Origin of the sequence: Avibacterium sp. 20-126, from assembly GCF_044358625.1 — a bacterium.
Lineage (GTDB): Bacteria > Pseudomonadota > Gammaproteobacteria > Enterobacterales > Pasteurellaceae > Avibacterium.
Map to the genome: position 1 here is coordinate 1126266 of NZ_CP091457.1, position 18831 is coordinate 1145096.

General features: G+C 39.6%; 16 protein-coding genes and 1 other RNA gene. 4 read left to right on the top strand and 13 right to left on the bottom strand.

Translation table 11 applies throughout. From position 1 onward, the window contains the following. Window positions 1-245 precede the first annotated feature (245 nt). From htpX to L4F91_RS05205, 4 genes are all read right to left on the bottom strand, one after another. Complete coding sequence (htpX, locus tag L4F91_RS05190; RefSeq protein WP_395897717.1) at window positions 246-1112, bottom strand: protease HtpX; 867 nt, start codon at window positions 1110-1112, stop codon at window positions 246-248. Between the two features lie 99 nt (window positions 1113-1211). Continuing rightward, window positions 1212-2285, bottom strand: a complete 1074-nt coding sequence (dinB, locus tag L4F91_RS05195; protein WP_395897718.1) for a DNA polymerase IV — start codon at window positions 2283-2285, stop codon at window positions 1212-1214. A 141-nt stretch (window positions 2286-2426) separates the two neighbouring features. After that, complete coding sequence (locus L4F91_RS05200) at window positions 2427-3737, bottom strand: NCS2 family permease (RefSeq protein WP_395897720.1); 1311 nt, start codon at window positions 3735-3737, stop codon at window positions 2427-2429. Between the two features lie 201 nt (window positions 3738-3938). Then, the gene (locus tag L4F91_RS05205; protein WP_395897722.1) at window positions 3939-4913 is read right to left on the bottom strand and encodes an oxidoreductase; all 975 of its coding nucleotides are present in this window, start codon (window positions 4911-4913) and stop codon (window positions 3939-3941) included. Window positions 4914-4986: 73 nt separating this feature from the next. Here L4F91_RS05205 and ybaK point away from each other — a divergent pair, with 73 nt between their 5' ends. Then, window positions 4987-5469: a Cys-tRNA(Pro) deacylase gene (ybaK, locus tag L4F91_RS05210; protein ID WP_395897724.1), complete on the top strand. Its 483-nt coding sequence runs from the start codon at window positions 4987-4989 to the stop codon at window positions 5467-5469. A gap of 61 nt (window positions 5470-5530) precedes the next feature. On the opposite strand, the gene fabA is transcribed toward ybaK, so the two are convergent. The 4 genes from fabA to L4F91_RS05230 all read right to left on the bottom strand — a co-directional run bounded on the left by fabA (window position 5531) and on the right by L4F91_RS05230 (window position 8854). Then, the gene (gene fabA / locus L4F91_RS05215; RefSeq protein ID WP_250363030.1) at window positions 5531-6064 is read right to left on the bottom strand and encodes a bifunctional 3-hydroxydecanoyl-ACP dehydratase/trans-2-decenoyl-ACP isomerase; all 534 of its coding nucleotides are present in this window, start codon (window positions 6062-6064) and stop codon (window positions 5531-5533) included. 262 nt (window positions 6065-6326) lie between these two features. Further along, on the bottom strand, window positions 6327-8090 hold the full coding sequence (locus L4F91_RS05220; protein WP_395897726.1) for an AAA family ATPase: 1764 nt from the start codon (window positions 8088-8090) through the stop codon (window positions 6327-6329). Window positions 8091-8211: 121 nt separating this feature from the next. After that, window positions 8212-8574, bottom strand: coding sequence for a hypothetical protein (locus L4F91_RS05225; protein ID WP_395897728.1), 363 nt, complete (start codon window positions 8572-8574; stop codon window positions 8212-8214). 4 nt (window positions 8575-8578) lie between these two features. Further along, the gene (locus tag L4F91_RS05230; RefSeq protein ID WP_395897730.1) at window positions 8579-8854 is read right to left on the bottom strand and encodes a hypothetical protein; all 276 of its coding nucleotides are present in this window, start codon (window positions 8852-8854) and stop codon (window positions 8579-8581) included. 212 nt (window positions 8855-9066) lie between these two features. On the opposite strand from L4F91_RS05230, the gene matP reads away from it, so the two are divergent. After that, on the top strand, window positions 9067-9516 hold the full coding sequence (gene matP / locus L4F91_RS05235) for a macrodomain Ter protein MatP (protein ID WP_250350231.1): 450 nt from the start codon (window positions 9067-9069) through the stop codon (window positions 9514-9516). Window positions 9517-9576: 60 nt separating this feature from the next. Here matP and rnpB read toward each other — a convergent pair. Next, window positions 9577-9962: RNase P RNA component class A (gene rnpB, locus L4F91_RS05240), an RNA gene on the bottom strand. A 122-nt stretch (window positions 9963-10084) separates the two neighbouring features. Here rnpB and L4F91_RS05245 point away from each other — a divergent pair. Further along, entirely contained in the window at window positions 10085-11020 is a 936-nt protein-coding gene (locus tag L4F91_RS05245) for a KpsF/GutQ family sugar isomerase (RefSeq protein ID WP_395897732.1), read from the top strand. 4 nt (window positions 11021-11024) lie between these two features. Beyond that, window positions 11025-11573: an HAD family hydrolase gene (locus L4F91_RS05250; protein WP_250350229.1), complete on the top strand. Its 549-nt coding sequence runs from the start codon at window positions 11025-11027 to the stop codon at window positions 11571-11573. A gap of 536 nt (window positions 11574-12109) precedes the next feature. On the opposite strand, the gene L4F91_RS05255 is transcribed toward L4F91_RS05250, so the two are convergent. From L4F91_RS05255 to aceF, 4 genes are all read right to left on the bottom strand, one after another. Continuing rightward, window positions 12110-13558: a sulfatase-like hydrolase/transferase gene (locus L4F91_RS05255; RefSeq protein ID WP_250350228.1), complete on the bottom strand. Its 1449-nt coding sequence runs from the start codon at window positions 13556-13558 to the stop codon at window positions 12110-12112. Window positions 13559-13561: 3 nt separating this feature from the next. After that, window positions 13562-15247 (bottom strand): solute:sodium symporter family transporter, encoded by a 1686-nt coding sequence (locus L4F91_RS05260; RefSeq protein WP_250350227.1) that lies wholly within the window; start codon window positions 15245-15247, stop codon window positions 13562-13564. A gap of 166 nt (window positions 15248-15413) precedes the next feature. Beyond that, the gene (lpdA, locus tag L4F91_RS05265) at window positions 15414-16838 is read right to left on the bottom strand and encodes a dihydrolipoyl dehydrogenase (RefSeq protein WP_250350226.1); all 1425 of its coding nucleotides are present in this window, start codon (window positions 16836-16838) and stop codon (window positions 15414-15416) included. Between the two features lie 86 nt (window positions 16839-16924). Beyond that, window positions 16925-18817 (bottom strand): pyruvate dehydrogenase complex dihydrolipoyllysine-residue acetyltransferase, encoded by a 1893-nt coding sequence (gene aceF, locus L4F91_RS05270; protein WP_395897735.1) that lies wholly within the window; start codon window positions 18815-18817, stop codon window positions 16925-16927. Between the last annotated feature and the right edge of the window lie 14 nt (window positions 18818-18831).

Genomic DNA, 18831 nt, shown 5'->3' on the forward strand with positions numbered 1-18831 from the left:
TTAACATTTATGGCGGTTTAGTCACATTCATTATTTTAAAGGGCGGACACATCGGTCTGCCCGAAAAAGCGTTTATTTTAAGCCATCACTTCTTTATTGCAACGCTTCAACACGTCTTGCTAATGGTAACAATTTAAAGGGCGAACACATCGGTTCGCCCCTACAACAGTATAAATGAATGGTAACTGATTATAATTAAATGAATTTTCGTAGGGGCAGACCTATGTGTCTGCCCGAAAAAGCGTTTATTTTAAACTATCACTTTTTTGAAGTGCCTCAATACGCTTTTCCAACGGTGGATGGCTTAAAAATAATGAAGCTAATCCACCTCTTTTACCATTAATGGCAAAAGCAGCAAATTGCCCTTCCATTTGTTGTGGCTCGTGAAGTTGCTGTAAGCGGCGTAATGCAGCAATCATTTTTTGTTTTCCGACTAAATGAGCCGAGCCTGCATCTGCGCGATATTCACGGTAACGAGAAAACCACATTGCGATCATACTTGCCAAGAAGCCGAATACCACTTCTAGCACCATTGAAACTAAGAAATAAATACCACTGCTGCTTTCACCGTTGTCGTTACGATTGCTCGCCACCACATTGGCAATAAGGCGAGAAATAAAAATCACAAACGTATTTAACACTCCTTGCAACAAGGTCATTGTGACCATATCGCCATTTTGAATATGGCTGATTTCGTGGGCTAGCACTGCTTCTGCTTCATCTTTGCTCATTGCATTGAGCAATCCCGTACTTACGGCAACCAACGAATTGTTTTTGCTTGCCCCAGTGGCAAAGGCATTGACATCAGCAGAATGATAAATCGCTACCGTTGGCATCGGGATATTCGCATCACGTGCTTGAATAGAAACGGTATTCAATAACCAGCGTTCTTGCTCCGTGCGTGGTTGTTCAATCACCTGCCCATTCACTGATCTTAATGCCATTGTTTTAGATAAAAATAAGGAAATCAATGAGCCACTGAAACCGAATAGCGCTGCCATAATTAATAATCCGCTAGCATCTTGCGCACGGATACCCGTTAGGCTCAAAATAATATTGAAAACAATTAGCACGGCCATATTGGTGGCTAAAAAAAGTAAAATTCGCATCATAGAAAGTTCCTCATTGTAAGTATGTGATTGATTATCCAATAAATGATTAAAGGAATAACCAATATAATTATAAATTTTGTAATTTCAAGATTTAACGGTTCAGTTTTCCCACAAACTCATCTGTTTTTCTTCTTGTTGTTCAGGTAAATGAACGTGCAGACCAATTAATCGAATGGATTTATCCTGACGGCGTTGCCAAATTTGTGCCAATAATCTACGGAAATTTTCTTGATTAAAATCCACCGCACTTTTCTCTAAGGTAGTGATTTGAAAATCATCAAATTTTAACTTTACACCAATTTTACGCAATTTTTGCACAGGTAAATGAGGACAAGCACGTTGCACACGGCTAACTAATTGCTCATACAATTGACTTAGCACCGCTTCCCCTTGTTCTAGCTCCGTTATATTTTTCAACAATGTGGTTTCTACCCCGACGGATTTCCGCAATCGCTCGGGCTGGACTTCCCTTTCATCAATAGCGTGGCTAAAATGCCAAATACGCTGTCCGCTCTTGCCTAATTGATTGAGTAATAAATGCGGCTCAAATTGCTGTACATCAGCACAGGTTTTTAAGCCCATTTCCAATAAGCGTTGTGTGGTTACCTTTCCTACTCCCGGAATGGCACTGAGCGGAAGGTTGCGTACAAATTCCTCTACATCATTCGGTTCGATGACAAATTGTCCATTCGGTTTATTTTTATCAGATGCAATTTTGGCTAAAAATTTTAATGGGGCGATACCTGCTGAAGCCGTTAATCCTGTTTCGGCAAAAATGGCTTGACGAATTTCTTGCGCAATCCACGTTGCCGATCCAGAGCATTGTTCACAATCTGTTACATCTAAATAGGCTTCATCTAAAGATAAGGGCTCAACCAAATGCGTATAACGATGAAATATTTGCTGAATTTGTTGTGATACCTGTTTATATAACGGCATATTTACGGGTAATAAAATTAAATTTGGGCAACGTTTCAAGGCTTGTGCCGTTGGCATTGCACTGTGTAATCCAAATTTTCTTGCTTCATAATTACAGGTGCTAAGTACACCACGTAGCTCTGCCGATCCGCCTACCGCTATAGGCAGGTTTTTAAGATGCGGTTTATCCCGTAATTCAATGGAAGCATAAAAGCAATCCATATCTATATGAATGATTTTTCTTGTTTTTGACATAGTGCGATAAACTTCAGGACGACAGTAATGGATTAAAGTGCGGCAGAAAATAGGCAATATTTTACCTGTTTTTAAGACAAATCTAAAATAATAAAAGTGCGGTAAAAAATTAGGGCGAATTTCTCGCCCTAGTAAAAAGATTTAGCCAACCCAAACGAATTTAGCAATAAAGAGTAATGACACCACGAATACAGGTGCATTCACTTCTTTCCAACGCCCCGTACAGACTTTCATCACGCAGTAGCTGATAAAGCCAAAGGCAATGCCTTCTGTAATGGAATAAGTAAATGGCATCATTGCTGCGGTGATAAAGGCTGGTGTGGCTTCTGTTAAATCTTCCCATTGAACACGAATTAAGCTTGAAGCCATTAAAATTCCTACATAGACTAACGCGCCTGCTGTCGCATAAGCTGGCACAACACTGGCTAATGGCGAGAAGAAAATGGTTAATAAAAACAGCATACCGACCACAACGGCAGTCATTCCTGTACGTCCCCCTACGGAAACGCCCGCACCACTTTCAATATAGGTACTAATGGCAGACGTACCGATGTACGAGCCAGCAACCGCACTCACGCTATCCACATAAAGCGCTTGTTTCATTTTTGGAAAGCGCCCTTTTTCATCGCTGATGCCCGCTTTGTCCGTTACGCCCAGTAACGTGCCTGAAGAATCGAATAAATTCACCAATAAGAAAGAGAAAATGATGCCAAGTAAAGCCGTATCTAATGCCCCCATAATATCTACTTTGCCCACGACTGGCGCAAGACTCGGTGGCATTGAAATAACCCCGTGAAAGACGACACTTTCATCAAAAATTAACGCCAACGTGGTAACCACAGCGATTGAAATGAGTACACCTGAATAAATATTACGCGCGGCTAATACCACAATGATAAAGAAGCCTAAAATGCCCATTAATACTTGTGGATTATGTAACTCGCCCAATGCCACTAAGGTTGCTGGATTTGCGACAACTAACCCCATATTTTTAAAGCCAATGAGCGAAATAAAAAAGCCGATCCCAGCACCAATTCCAACGCGTAAACTCAAAGGAATAGATGCCATTAACCAATAGCGAATTTGGAATAAGGTTAAGATAAACAACCCAACGGAACCCCAAAAGATCGCCCCCATTCCCACTTCCCAAGAATACCCTAATTTCCCTACTACGACATAAGCAAAAAAGGCGTTCAATCCCATTGCGGGGGCAAGTGCGATAGGCAGATTGCTAAATAATCCCATTGCAATCGTACCAAATGCAGCGATTAAACAGGTTGTAACGAAGACCACTTGCTTATCCATCCCCGCATCACCAAGCACAGAAGGATTAACAAACACAATATAAACCATCGTGAAAAAGGTGGTGATCCCTGCGATGATCTCTGTTTTTGCGGTGGTATTTTTTTGATTTAACTTAAAAAGTTTTTGTAGAAAAGACTGATTTTCCATTTTTTAATCCGATTTAGTTGATAAAAAAGATGAAAAACGCAACTTAAAAGAGAGGTGTTTTTCCTGCCAATTCTAGCAGAACGAAAACGATTACGCGATAGTTTTTTTAGGATATAGCTGTCATTTATTTAAAATGAGCATAAGCAAAGTGCGGTAGAAAAAACGTAAATTTTTCCACCGCACTTTATCTTTGAAAGAAAATTAATAACCCGCCTGATAAACTAATTCCGTCAATTTTACCGCCATTAAAGCAAGGTTAAAGCGTTGTTCGTCTGCCACCGACCAAAATTCAATGCCATTTTCCACCGCACTTTGCTGTTGGTTAAGGTTGCTAATGTGCAGTTTTACCTCACTTTCACCATTTTCATTTTCGCCGTTTATCACAGGGGTGATCAAGGTATCAGAATGATAGCTGAGTAATGCATTTTGCTGCCAACTTTGCACTACCCTTTCTGGTTCTACGTCATAATCAAAAAAGGCACTGACTTGTTGTGCTAACCCATAGAAGACGGGAACCTGTACTTGGTGAAAAATCACATTATCAAGTTGAGGGAAAATTTTCTGCACTTGAGCGCTCAAACTAGCACGCTGCACCGGAAAGACGTCAAAAGCGAGGCGTTGTGCTTGTTCCTCTAAAGGAATACCATTTAATAGTCTTGCGGTTTGTCCGGCAAGCTGTGCCACTTTTTCATCTCCCATATAGGAAGCAGGTAATAATGATGTAATAAGTACCTGTTTTAGTGGATATTGTTGCAATAAATCAGCAAGTGGCAAGAGGCTTTGAGTTACTTGTGGATTAGGTAAAGCAACAATATTACGCTGACGTAATTCCATAACTTGCTGATCATTTACGGTAGGAAGAACAAGCGGAACATCAGGTAAACTGGCGCAGATCCCAAACAAATCCATCACCACACAGCCTGCATCTGCTGCTTTTGCTAAATGGCTTGCCGCTGACACTTCGCCTGCGAACAAGACATAATTGAAAGTTGTCCAATCCACCTCATCTGGCACTATTTGCACCACCGCTTTATTGTTAAAACGAATCCCCTGTTCTTCATTAAATGGAAAAATTTCCACGACGGATAGGTGGTCAATTTCAAGCTGGCTTTGTTCTAAACATTCAGCCAGTTTTTCGGCTAATTCAAATTCTGCGGCAATGGCGATCTTTAACATTTTTTCTCCCTTAATTTTAATAATCGGCGTAAAATAAGCCCTGCATTTTACCGAATTCTGATAGGAAAAGAAAATGACACCCGCTATTGATTTATTAAAAAAGCATAAAATCCCTTTTTTATTGCATAGTTATGATCACGATCCAAACAACCTCCATTTTGGTGATGAAGCTGCAGAAAAATTAGGCATTCCACCCGAACAATCTTTCAAAACTTTACTTGTGGCTGAAAATGGCGATCAGAAAAAACTCGCTTGTTTTGTGCTTCCTACGGCGAATAAGCTGAATTTAAAGAAAGCAGCAAAAACTATCGGCGTGAAAAAAGTGGAAATGGCAGATAAAGAGGCTGCCCAAAAAAGCTCGGGGTATTTAGTCGGAGGCATTAGTCCGCTAGGGCAAAAAAGAAAAGTGAAAACAGTGATTGCACAATCTGCGCTAAATTTTGAGCATATCTACGTATCAGGTGGAAAGCGAGGGTTAAGTGTGGAACTGTCTCCCCTGCATTTAGCCAAGATTTTGCAAGCAAATTTTGCTGATATTGTTGATGACATAGAATAAAAAAGGCTCAAATGGGAAAAGGGGTAACATTTGAGCCAATAGGGAAAATTAAGTCATTTATCTAGAAGGCAGAAGTATCTTGGAATAAACCTACTTTTAGATCTGTTGCTGTATAAATCACTCTGCCATCGACTTCAACTTCACCATCAGCTAATCCCATCACTAGCTTACGGTTTACCACACGCTTCATATTAATGCGGTAAATCACTTTTTTCGCCGTTGGTAAAATTTGTCCTGTAAATTTCACTTCACCAACACCTAAGGCCCTGCCTTTACCTTTGCCACCAATCCAGCCAAGATAGAAACCAACAAGCTGCCACATGGCATCTAACCCTAAACACCCCGGCATTACTGGATCACCAATAAAATGGCAAGCAAAGAAAGGCAACTCAGGGTGAATATCTAGCTCCGCTTCAATATATCCCTTACCAAAGGTTCCCCCTGTTTCATTCATTTCTACAATGCGATCCATCATTAACATTGTTGGGGCTGGGAGCTGTGGGCCTTGTTCGCCAAATAATTCACCACGCCCTGATGCCAATAAATCTTCATAGTTGTAGCTACTTTTTTTATTTGGTGTACAAGTGTTTGTCATTTTTATGTCCTCTAATATGTGATGATACTGGATGTATCAATTCGATAGCTATTCTATCAGGCTTTCGATGAAATAGATACAGCTAACACTTGTTCGCTAAACTTGTCCGATCAGTGGGTAAATAAGTGAATTTTAATAAAGAAAAAGGCGAACATTGCTGCTCGCCTAAAAAATTGGAAAAATCTTACCGCTCTTTTAACGAGACTTAATTTTTCCTCAGTTTTGTGAGCTGGTTTGGTAGAAAAGTGCGGTGTAAAAAATGTTAATTTTTTCTCCCCAATAACCAATGCCAAAAACCACTTTTTTGTTGCTCAGAATGGGCGTTTAAACGTTGATTAATAAGCTCGCTGAGTGGCTGATTTTGTTCATTATACGTGCTATCTTCCTCGGCTAATAAATGGCGTTTAAACAAAATCTCACAGGCTTGAAAAACATCATCAACCGCCCAAATTGAAAATTGCTGATTTTTCACCGCATTGATTACCTGTTCCGATAAACTCAGCTGATTTAACACCGCAGAAGGCACAATCACGCCTTGATTCCCCGTTAGCCCCCGTTTTTCACAAATGGCAAAAAAGCCTTCAATTTTTTGATTTACTCCACCGACAGAATGAACAAGTCCAAACTGGTCAATCGCCCCTGTAATTGCGATGGACTGAGGTAACGGTTGCAATGCTAAGGCACTGGCTAACACACAGAAACAGGCAAGCGATGCACTGTCGCCATCAATTTCACTATAAGATTGCTCAAAAACGATAGAGGCAGAAAACGGCAGTTGAGTCGGTAAATCCAAAATATTCGCTAAACAGACTTCAGCAATCATTGTACCTTTACTATGAATATTGCCTGCCAGCTCATTTTTACGTTCAACATCAATCACTTCTCCCTCACCAAGCTGAACAATACAGCTAATTCGTGAAGGTTCACCAAAGGATATTGGGCTACCGGGATACTCAATCACCGAAAGCCCATTAATTTGCCCGACTGCCTCACCTTGAGTGGCAACATAAATTTGTTCGCGCAGAATATCGGCATAGGTTTGCTGTTGTAAAAAGCCTTGTTGCTGTTGTTTTGCTTGAAAATATTGCTCAAATTGCACCGCACTTAATTCATCGGATTGTGCTAAGGTTCGGGTGTTGCTTAGTACTTCTTTTAGCTTTAACGGTGAAATATTAATGCAATGGCGATCTTCACTTTCTCGCACTAAAAGCTGATATAACCTATTTATTCCCTCAATGCTAAGCTGTATGCCAAGCTGTTTGGCATAAGACTGCACATAATTTTGCCATTGCTGCTGTGTTTGCTCATCATCAAGAGAAAAATAGCTTTCAATTTCGCCATAATCGGCAAGTTGGTAAAGATTTTCGTCTAATTCTTCTAATAAAGTGAGTTGCGTGCGATCGCCCAATAAAATCACTTTTAATGCCAGATCGTAACTTGGAATCTCACAAGGCAATGGTTTATAAGGGTGTAAAGACTGCCAATGAAAATGCTGTTCGCTCAAAAGCTGTTTTAATCGTCCCCATAAGCCTACTTGTGTTAATAAAGGTTCTGCGCTTAAAATCAGCACCCCACCATTGAGTTGATGGACCAAGCCACTTTGTAAATCAATCTGTTGTACGTTTTCTCGTACATTACCAAATAATCGCTGGTGATCATAATAGATCGCACTTGCCACTTGTTTTTTTGCTGCAAAATTATCTTCCAAGCTGGTCACATTTTGTAAGGTGATAGTAGGCAATCGTTGCTCAGAACCTTGTTCAATATGATAACGCACACCTTGCAACGGCAAATGTTGTGGTTGGAATTTACTGATGTACTTTTCCAGTAACGCCGCATATTCCCCTTGCTGATCGGCTTTTAACACGAGCAAAGTGCGGTCAGAATTTTGTAAGAATTGCGCAATGCTAGCTCGGGCGCGAGATTGTAAATCAAAAAAATCAATAGATTGTGAAAAATCTGCTCGTCCTGCTAATTCAGGACGCAAATTCTGCCAAGATAAAACTTGATTAAATAACGCAGGCAAAGTATGTGGCTCTCTTTGGGTAATGGTTGAAAAGGTGGATTATCGCATAATCTGCTAAGCTTGAATATCCCACAAGTAGCGGCTAAATTTAAATAAACGAGAAAAATCTCAATAAGAATTATTAGGCGGATTTTTGAATAACTTGAGTAAGAAGCTCTTTGATCGCAGTTATCTCGCTTGAATATGAAATGAGAAAAACAATAAATGCAATAATTGCTGTTGATGCTGCAATGACAAAACCCGCAGCTGCCTTATACCACTTACGCTCTTCAACAACTTTATCAAGTTTATTATTAATTTCAATTAATGTTTTTTCCATTATTTTGAAGTTTGCTTTGAGTTCTCCAATATCTTCTTTTATTTCACTTATTTTTCCCTCAATAGCGACAAGCTCCTCCTGTCTGCCTTTCAATTCAGTATAAGTTGAGGCATAAGTAGTAACAACAGTACCAATAACTGATGATAACTCATAATTCTTTTTCATTGCCTTATTCCTCCATTTTATGAAGTCTATCCTGCAACATCTTTATCATTTCATTCGTGCTTGCAAAAATATCTTTTTGATGTTCAGGTGCAATGCTATCAGAAGTAATCATTTGATTCTTTACATTTTCTAATAACTGAACAATATCCTGTATAACTTGCGTAGAATTTTGTTCAGTAGTAGATAATGGTAAAACGATTCCTCGTAAAACGAGATCTAACCCTAACACTCGGTTAAACAGAGAGATAGCGTTCCTCATTATAACGAGTAAATCGCTCAAACTCCGCTCTAGAAATGTAATCAGACATATGATTCCCCTTGATAATTCATCGCATTTTGCAATAAATAACATAGATTGTAAAGGATAATGAGCTGACCTATTTAACAAAACACATCCCATTAATAGAGGCAAATAAACAAAATGTACTAGCGAAAAAAATCAGAACAGCGTAAACTTATAGAGTTACCCCGTAACGGACTTGAGGAAATACGATGAAATACCAAAAGCTAGAAAATCAAGAAGCGCACTGGAAATGGCTCTATTTAACCAAAAAAGCCCGTGAAGGAGAGCAAATTACACGCTATGAAGAGCGTAGTTTACAGCAAGAAATGGTACGCCGTTTGATCGCTGTGCAAAATAATGCTGTACAAATAGAAGAATGGGTGAAAATGCATCTTTCACCTAATTTAGTCGTGAAATTAGATCAAGCGATTCGCGCGCGGCGTAAACGTTTTTTCAATGCGGAAAAGCAAACCACCAAGAAAAAATCAATTGATTTAGAATATTCTGTATGGTTAAGGCTATCAAGATATGCTAAGAAAATGAAAATGACGCTTTCTGAAACCATCACTTATATGATTGATGAACGGGAAAGTAAAGCGGCTTATGAACACCAAATGTCGGCAATGAAAGAAGGGTTAAAAGATTTATTGAAAAAATAGACCGCACTTTTAAGATAAGATAAGATAAGATAAAGCCTCCAAAAATGGAGGCTATTTTATTCGTTGAGTTAGTCGATAAGCCGGGTTCTGTCGTTGAACAATCATTCATCTAGGCGTTTATTCACACAAACGCTCAAGCAACCTACCCGAACTCTGAGCGGGCCACTCATTGAGTTCCTATTTGGTCTTGCTACGAGTGGAGTTTACCCTGCTGTGAAATGTTACCACTCACACGGTGCGCTCTTACCGCACCCTTTCACCCTTACCTGTGCTAAAAAGCCATCGGCGGTCTGCTCTCTGCTGCACTTGTCGTAGGCTTTCGCCTCCCAGACGTTATCTGGCACTCTGCCCTATGTAGCCCGGACTTTCCTCTCGTCTATTTGTCCCACTAGGTCGTTATAAACGGTTTAGGGCTTCAATAAACCAGCGATTGTTTGGCTAACTCGGAGCAAGAGTATAGCGGAATATCAAGGAAATGCAAGAAAAGCGCAATAAAATATCTTGCTAGAGTTCATAAAAAACTTACGCTAAAATAACCGCACTTTTGCTTAATATGAAAGAGGCAACAATGGATTATCTTAAAATCGCACAAGACACCCTCGCGGTGGAACAAAAGGCCTTGCTACAACTAAGCCAGCGTTTAGATGAGCAATTCAACCAAGTGGTAGAATTAATTCTAAATTGCGAAGGACGCTTAGTTGTCGGTGGAATTGGTAAATCAGGGCTGATCGGTAAAAAAATGGTGGCAACCTTTGCTTCCACAGGGACGCCCAGTTTTTTCCTTCACCCCACGGAAGCCTTTCACGGCGATTTAGGTATGCTCAAGCCCATTGATATTGTGATGCTAATTTCCTACAGTGGTGAAACCGATGATGTGAATAAACTTATTCCAAGTTTAAAAAATTTTGGCAATAAAATCATTGCATTAACCAGCAATAAACAATCCACCTTGGCAAAACACGCAGACTATGTGCTAGATATTACGGTGGAGCGTGAGGTTTGCCCGAATAATCTTGCACCGACCACTTCTGCCTTGGTTACACTCGCCTTGAGTGATGCCCTTGCCGTTGCATTAATTACCGCAAGAAACTTCCAACCTGAAGATTTTGCCAAATATCACCCAGGAGGAAGTTTAGGTAAACGCTTGTTATCCCGAGTGAAAGATCAAATGCAAACGAAATTACCTATTGCACAGCTTTCCACCTCATTTACCGATTGTTTAAGCATTATGAATGAAGGACGTATGGGTGTCGCAATTGTAATGCAAGACAATGAATTAAAAGGTATTATTACCGATGGTGATATTCGCCGAACGCTCACACGCAATGGTGCGGAAGCCTTAAGTAAAACCGCACAAGAACTGATGACCTCACAACCTAAAACCATCAATGCCAATTGCTATTTAGCGGAAGCAGAAAATGTGATGAAAGAACACAAAATTCATTCATTAATTGTGTTAGATGACGCTAAAAACGTGGTAGGTTTAATTGAATTTTCGAGCTAATACTATGATTTCAAACGAACAATTACAAAATATCAAACTTGTGATCACCGATGTGGACGGCGTACTCACAGACGGTTTACTCCACTATGATGCCAACGGTGAAGCCTTTAAAAGTTTCCACGTTCGCGATGGTTTAGGCATTCGTATGTTAATGGAAAATGGCGTACAGGTTGCCGTACTTTCTGGGCGAGACTCCCCTATTTTACGCAAACGCATTGCTGATCTTGGTATTAACCTGTTCTTTTTAGGCAAATTAGAAAAAGAAAGCGCCTGTTTTGAATTAATCAAACAAGCTGGCGTAACCCCAGAAGAAACGGCATTTATTGGCGATGATAGCGTGGATCTCCCAGCTTTTGCAGTATGTGGATTATCCTTTGCGGTAGGTGATGCGATGGATTATGTACAAGATTGTGCCGACTACGTGCTACAACGTCACGGTGGTCAGGGCGCATTTCGTGAAATGTCAGATATGATTATGCGTGCGCAAGGAAAAAGTGATGCTTTTGCTACCGCACAAGGCTTTCTCAAAACCGTAGAAAATATGGCACAGTAAAACAATCAAAAAGAAAAGTGCGATTAAAACGAGTCTATCCAAAAACTTAGATTGATTTAATTCAAGGACTGAGTTCTATACTACGCAGAACTGGGGACTTCTAATTTTGCTTGAATAAGCCCTCTTTTTAGATTTCAATTTCTTTACATTAATTACCTATTTCTTATTGGAAAAATCAGAGTAAAATCACGCTTAAGCAATCCCCTTACTTCATCGTAATAAGAGCAATAACTTCATCGTAATAAGAGCAATATTCACCTTGCTTTATTTTCTGTTTCAATCCTAATTTACGTGATTGTTTGTGCCTTCTTAAAAGATATTGTTATCCATTTTGAGTGTAAGGAAAATACAACGATAACCATAATTTTCTTAATAAATCTCAAAAACCTTCTCTAATCATTGCATTTTTATATTATTTCAATAAAAGAAAGTTCTCCGTGCTAATTTCAATAACATCAACAACCGAAATTAGTTCAACTTCTAAGCAGCTTATTATTTTTCACTACACTTTTTCTTTTCGTAATTATTTAGAAGAATTAGAGTTCATTAATAATACGATATACCCAGTTTTCTAGTGGATCTTTATATTTCAGCATTTCTGCCCGCATTTCTTCTAACATTTCCTTTTTCACTTGCTGATATTTGGGATCAGAAAATAAATTATGTAACTCTTCAGGGTCATTACGAACATCGTACAATTCTCCTACATCACTTGCATTAAAGACCAGTTTGTAATCTTTCCTACGCCACATTCTTTGTTCAAAATAAACAAAATGCCCCGCTAGTTGAGCGAGTAGCCCTTTGCGATCATTGGATTTGCTTTTTCGTAAAATGGGCAATAGGCTTTCTCCTTGAAAAGTTTCTGGAATGGTTTGTCCTGCAACATCAAAAACGGTGGAAGTCAAATCGTGCAAATAAACTAAATTATCATCTACTTCGTTGATACGTTGGGATTGTGGATCTTTAATAATCAGAGGAATATTATAGGTAGTATCAAACATAAACTCCCCTTTTTCGATCATTCTATGTGCGCCCATTGCATCGCCGTGATCTGCGGTGGCGACAATAAAACAATCCTGATAAAGATTGTGTTTTTCAAGGAAGTCAAATAAGTCACCAATGGCATCATCAATTAATGTGATATATCCCCAAAATTTGGTTATTACCTCTTTCCAGCGTTCTTCACTGGCTTCCCACATTCCCCACATTTTAGAAATCGTACGATAATGTCCCGGTTTTCCTTCTAAAGGCTTAAAGAAGCTCTGATCTAACACGACGTCTTTTGGATCATACATTGAATAATAAGGCTCCGGTACAATGCAAGGAGTATGTGGTCCCCAAAAATTAATCCAAGTAAAAAAAGGTTTGTGTTGTATTAGCGATTCTTGGATAAAACTTTTCGCTTCATCAATAATAAAATAAGGTAATGTCTGTTCTTTTGTGCCAGAAAGCAAACCACACAGCTCTTGAACGCGTAGATGAGGATTGTCACCAAAATAAGCTAAACTTACTTCAGGTGTTGGGAAACCTTTTTCTGCAAGCCATTCAGGATAACGATTTGGTTGAGTTGGCGCCTGATCGAAGACTAAATTTTTATAAACGCGACTTCCCGGGTAGCCATACCCGTCAAAATTATGCCCTTTAATACCGTAATCTTTTGGTACAGATCGCGTGCCGACGTGCCATTTTCCTGCTACATAGCAATTGTATCCTGCTAATTTACCGATATGAGGCTGTTCAGGAGGCACTTCCCCTATTCCGCCTTTTTCTCCATTACGAATAATGCCGTGTGTGGACGGCATTTGCCCTGTAAATAATGACGTACGTGCAGGTCCACATACTGAAGCTGGCGTGAAAGCGTTGTTAAAACGCACGCCTTCTCGCGCTAGACGATCTAAATTCGGCGTTTTGACAATCTGATGCCCATACGCACCGAGCATATCTTTTCTAACTTGATCTAAAAGAATATAAATTACATTTTTCATTGATTACACCTTTTTCTTATTTCGACCAATTACCACAAATAAAATCACTTGAAGAATAACGTAAGCCGCAAGCACCCAAAGTGGTTTCCCATTTTCTGAAGCAAGCCCAATAGGTGAAAGCAGTGCATAAAGTGAAACCAAACCTAAAGCAAGGGAGGCTACCGTAATATTAATATATTCCCAATTACTTAAATCGACATTGCTTTGGTTAGAGAGATTATCAGCATAAGGCGTTTTTCTGCGTAAGAATAACCCTAAGACTAGCATTAATATGACATCAAAAACAAATAGTGCTGCCATAACATATACAAAATTTACTTTTACATTAAACACCCAAACAATGAGGAAATACAAAATAATATGCACCAATAAAGCAATACGTGCGGCTAATCCTGATACGGTTTTATTAAATAGCCCGACAGCAAATAAAGCAACAATAGGAATATTGACAAAACCGGCAAAACGTTTAGTAAGCAAGAAAATACCCTCTGTACCAAACATTAATAAAGGACCAATAATGATCGTGATAATTGCCATTATTGCTGAAACCTTTTTCGCATAAACAATTAATTCGGTTTCACTGAAGGTTCTTTGCGTTAGTGAAGGTAATAAATCCTTACAATAAATGGTTGCTGCTGAATTTAAGAAGGAATTGAATGTACTTAAAATTGCACCAAATAATGCCGCAATAAAGAACCCTTGTAATACGGTTGGTAATACTCGATTGACTAATTCTGGATAGGACAAATCGATTGGATTTATTCCTTCCCCCAAAATATGAAAACTCAATAAACCCGGTAAATTTAAAATGGTAGGGAGTAAAAGCAAGAAGAGAGCTGCAATCAAAATCCCTTTCTGACCTGATTTTAAATCTTTTGCCCCTAATGCACGTTGCACAATCGCTTGGTTAGTCGTCCAATAAAAAAAGTTTACAATTAAAATGCCTGTAAACATAGCTGGCCAAGGTACCGCATCCGTTGCACTACCGATTGCATTAAATTTTTCAATATGGGTTGTTCCAACAATACGTAGCCCTTCAATGAAACTCCCATTTCCCAAATAAATTAGCGCAAAAATAGGGACTAATATAGCACCAATAACTAAGATAATCGCATTCGCCGTATCTGATACAGCCACCGCTTTTAAACCACCAAAGATGGCATAAATTGCGCCAATAAAACCAATTGCCATCACGGTATAAACAATAGATTCAGCGTAACTCATTCCAAATACGCTTTCTAAGTTAAAAATTTTATTAAACGCAATTGCTCCAGTATAAAGTGCGGTCGGAATTACGATAAATAAATAAAAAATTAAAAATAATCCAGACATAATCAAGCGAGTTTGGCGATCAAAACGACTTTCAAAAAACTCTGGAATGGTGGTATAGCCATTACGAATATATTTTGGTAATAAATACAGTGCTAAGAAACAAAGTGGAATAACCGATTGAACCGTCCAAGCTATAATGGAAAAATTACCTTTATAGGAATTCGCATTGACGCCGATAATTTGCTCTGTAGATAATGATGTTAATACCATAGAGCAACCAATAACTAAACCACTTAATCCCCGTCCAGCAAGGAAATATCCTTTTGCTGTTGATAAATCATCATTTTTGGTTTTTTGCCAAGCTACCCACGCAACTGCCCCTGTTACAAATAGAAAACTAAAAATCGTCAGCCACATAATAACTTCTCCTCCGTCAATTAACCGTAGATTTAGTTTACTTGGTGGGTAAGAAAGTCAATTATGATGATAGTCATAATTTCACTGTGATGAAGATCACAACTCAGCAAAATAGTTTAATAATAAAAAAGCCTTTCTAATGAAAGGCTTTAAAGAGATAAGAAATTTATTTTTTCTTTTTCGCTTTTGGATTTGGTAAATCTGTAATTGAACCTTCAAATACTTCGGCGGCTAAGCCCACAGATTCATGTAAAGTTGGGTGTGCGTGGATAGTTAATGCAAGATCTTCTGCATCACAGCCCATTTCAATAGCTAAACCAATTTCACCTAGCAACTCACCACCGTTTGTACCGACAATAGCACCACCGATAATGCGGTGAGTATCTTTATCAAAGATCAATTTAGTTAAACCATCTGCACAATCAGAAGCGATCGCACGACCTGATGCTGCCCAAGGGAATTTTGCAACTTCGTAGTTAATACCTTCAGCTTTACATTCTTTTTCTGTTTTACCTACCCAAGCTACTTCTGGCTCAGTATAGGCAATAGAAGGAATGACTTTCGGATCAAAATAGTGTTTTTGTCCTGCAATCACTTCTGCAGCGACATGACCTTCATGTACCCCTTTGTGAGCAAGCATTGGTTGCCCAACAATATCGCCAATCGCAAAGATATGTGGCACATTGGTACGCATTTGCTTATCCGTATGGATAAAGCCACGATCGTCCACTTCTACACCAGCAACATTGGCATCGATCAATTTACCATTTGGTGTACGACCGATTGCAACTAACACGGCGTCATAACGGCGAGTTTCATTCGCTGCTTTGCCTTCCATTGAAACATAAATACCATCTTCTTTTGCTTCAACCGCAGTCACTTTGGTTTCAAGTAATAAGTTGAATTTCTTCTCAATACGTTTTGTGTAGATTTGAACAATATCTTTATCGGCAGCCGGGATCACTTGATCAAACATTTCTACTACGTCAATATTAGAACCAAGTGCGTGATATACTGTACCCATTTCAAGACCGATAATACCACCGCCCATAATCAATAGATTTTGTGGTACTTCTTTTAATTTTAGTGCATCTGTTGAATCCCAAATACGTGGATCTTCGTGTGGGATAAATGGTAATTGGATTGGGCGTGAACCCGCTGCGATAATCGCATTATCAAAATGAATGGTTGTTTCACCTTCTTCACCCGCAACAATAATCGTATTAGGGCCTGAGAATTTACCATAACCATTTACGACTTGTACTTTACGCATTTTAGCCATTCCAGCTAAGCCGCCTGTAAGTTGATTGATAACTTTTTCTTTCCAACCACGGATTTTGTCAATATCGGTTTGTGGCTCACCAAATACGATACCGTGTTCCGCTAAAGATTTTGCTTCTTCAATCACTTTCGCAACGTGTAATAAGGCTTTAGATGGGATACAACCAACGTTTAAACACACTCCACCAAGGGTTGAATAACGTTCAACAATAACGGTATCTAAGCCTAAATCCGCACAGCGGAATGCTGCTGAATAACCAGCTGGGCCTGCACCAAGTACAACAACTTGTGTTTTAATCTCTTTATTCATTTTTTACCTCGTTAAATTCTTGCGATTTTTACACCGCACTTTAACTAAACAGCGTTTCCCATTATTAATGAGAAACGCTCAGGAAATTACATTACTAAACGGCGAAGATCGCTTAATACACCATTAATGAAGGTGATAAATCTTGCGCCATCTGCCCCATCAATCACACGGTGATCGTAAGAAAGTGATAATGGTAACATTAAGCGTGGTGTGAATTCTTTACCGTTCCACACCGGTGTCATTTCAGATTTAGACACACCTAAAATCGCCACTTCTGGGGCATTTACGATTGGCGTAAATTGTGTACCACCAATACCACCTAAGCTTGAAATGGTGAAACAACCACCTTGCATATCCGAAGCCGTTAATTTACCTGCACGTGCTTTTTTCGAGATTTCCGCTAATTCACGTGAAAGTTCGATAATGCCTTTTTTGTTCACATCTTTAAATACTGGTACAACCAAACCATTTGGTGTATCGACTGCGACGCCAATATTAACGTATTTTTTCAAGATCAAGCTTTGTGCATCTTCGGATAACGAGCTATTGAAGCGTGGATAAGCTTCTAAGGCTTTCGCTACCGCTTTCATAATAAATACAAGTGGGGTAATTTTTACATCAAGTTTTTGTTTTTCCGCAAGCACATTTTGCTCTTTACGGAATTGCTCTAAATCGGTGATATCCGCTTTATCCCATTGTGTAACGTGCGGAATCATTACCCAGTTACGGTGTAAGTTTGCACCAGAGATTTTTTGGATACGACCTAATTCCACTTGTTCTACTTCACCAAATTTGCTGAAGTCCACTTTCGGCCAAGGGAGTAAGCCTAAACCCGCACCATTTGCTGCACCTGTTGATGTTGCAGAGACAGAACCGCTTTCTACGGCTTTCACTGCCGCTTTCACATAAGCTTGAACGTCTTCTTTTAGGATACGACCTTTACGACCTGTTCCTTTCACTTTATCTAGGTTTACGCCAAATTCGCGCGCTAAACGGCGAACAACTGGTGTTGCGTGAGCAAAACTTGCACTCGCTGTAACTTCTGCTTGGTTAGCCGATTGCGCAGATTGCGCTGCTGGTGCTGGGCTAGCTGCTTGAGTTTGTACGGGGGCTTGTGCAGCTGGTTGTGCCACTGGCGCAGCAGCTGGTGCTGAACCTGCAACTTCAAAACGCATAATCAATGAACCCGTTGAAACTTTATCACCTGATTTCACTAAAATTTCTTTCACTACACCAGCAAATGGGGCAGGCACTTCCATTGAGGCTTTATCGCCTTCAACCGTGATTAATGATTGCTCTTCAGAAATACTATCACCCACGGCAACCATAATTTCAGTCACGTTGACTTCATCACCACCAATATCTGGAACGTGAACGTCTTGCACGCCACCAGAGACTGCTGCAGGAGCAGTTGTCTCCTCAACCGCTGGTTGAGTTGCTGGCGCTGCGGCAGTCGTTTCAAATTTCATCACTAATGACCCCGTTGAAACTTTATCGCCTACTTTAATAAGAATCTCTTTTACCACACCAGCTACAGGCGCAGGCACTTCCATAGAGGCTTTATCACCTTCTACGTTTAAAATAGATTGTTCTTCTGAAACAGAATCGCCTACGCTCACTAAAATTTCAGTCACGTTTACTTCATCGCCACCAATATCTGGAACGTGAATTTCAATCACAGAACCACCCGCACTTTGTGGAGCAGCTGGCGCAGCTTTTTCTTCCACGGCAGGTGTTGGTGCAGCAGCTGCACCTTCTAAAATAAACATCGGTGTACCTGTTGAAACTTTATCACCAACTTTTACTAATACTTCTTTAATGACACCCGCTTCAGGTGAAGGCACTTCCATAGAGGCTTTATCACCTTCAACATTAATTACTGATTGATCAACTTCAACCGTATCACCGGCTTTTACCATTACTTCGGTAACGGTTACTTCATCGCCACCAATATCTGGAATTTGAATTTCTTTAGCCATTTTCTTTTTTCCTC

Coding starts and splice junctions, on each gene's coding strand:
- htpX (WP_395897717.1), bottom strand. CDS start 1,112: ATGATGCGAATTTTACTTTTTTTAGCCACCAATATGGCCGTGCTAATT.
- dinB (WP_395897718.1), bottom strand. CDS start 2,285: ATGTCAAAAACAAGAAAAATCATTCATATAGATATGGATTGCTTTTAT.
- L4F91_RS05200 (WP_395897720.1), bottom strand. CDS start 3,737: ATGGAAAATCAGTCTTTTCTACAAAAACTTTTTAAGTTAAATCAAAAA.
- L4F91_RS05205 (WP_395897722.1), bottom strand. CDS start 4,913: ATGTTAAAGATCGCCATTGCCGCAGAATTTGAATTAGCCGAAAAACTG.
- ybaK (WP_395897724.1), top strand. CDS start 4,987: ATGACACCCGCTATTGATTTATTAAAAAAGCATAAAATCCCTTTTTTA.
- fabA (WP_250363030.1), bottom strand. CDS start 6,064: ATGACAAACACTTGTACACCAAATAAAAAAAGTAGCTACAACTATGAA.
- L4F91_RS05225 (WP_395897728.1), bottom strand. CDS start 8,574: ATGAAAAAGAATTATGAGTTATCATCAGTTATTGGTACTGTTGTTACT.
- matP (WP_250350231.1), top strand. CDS start 9,067: ATGAAATACCAAAAGCTAGAAAATCAAGAAGCGCACTGGAAATGGCTC.
- L4F91_RS05245 (WP_395897732.1), top strand. CDS start 10,085: ATGGATTATCTTAAAATCGCACAAGACACCCTCGCGGTGGAACAAAAG.
- L4F91_RS05250 (WP_250350229.1), top strand. CDS start 11,025: ATGATTTCAAACGAACAATTACAAAATATCAAACTTGTGATCACCGAT.
- L4F91_RS05255 (WP_250350228.1), bottom strand. CDS start 13,558: ATGAAAAATGTAATTTATATTCTTTTAGATCAAGTTAGAAAAGATATG.
- L4F91_RS05260 (WP_250350227.1), bottom strand. CDS start 15,247: ATGTGGCTGACGATTTTTAGTTTTCTATTTGTAACAGGGGCAGTTGCG.
- lpdA (WP_250350226.1), bottom strand. CDS start 16,838: ATGAATAAAGAGATTAAAACACAAGTTGTTGTACTTGGTGCAGGCCCA.
- aceF (WP_395897735.1), bottom strand. CDS start 18,817: ATGGCTAAAGAAATTCAAATTCCAGATATTGGTGGCGATGAAGTAACC.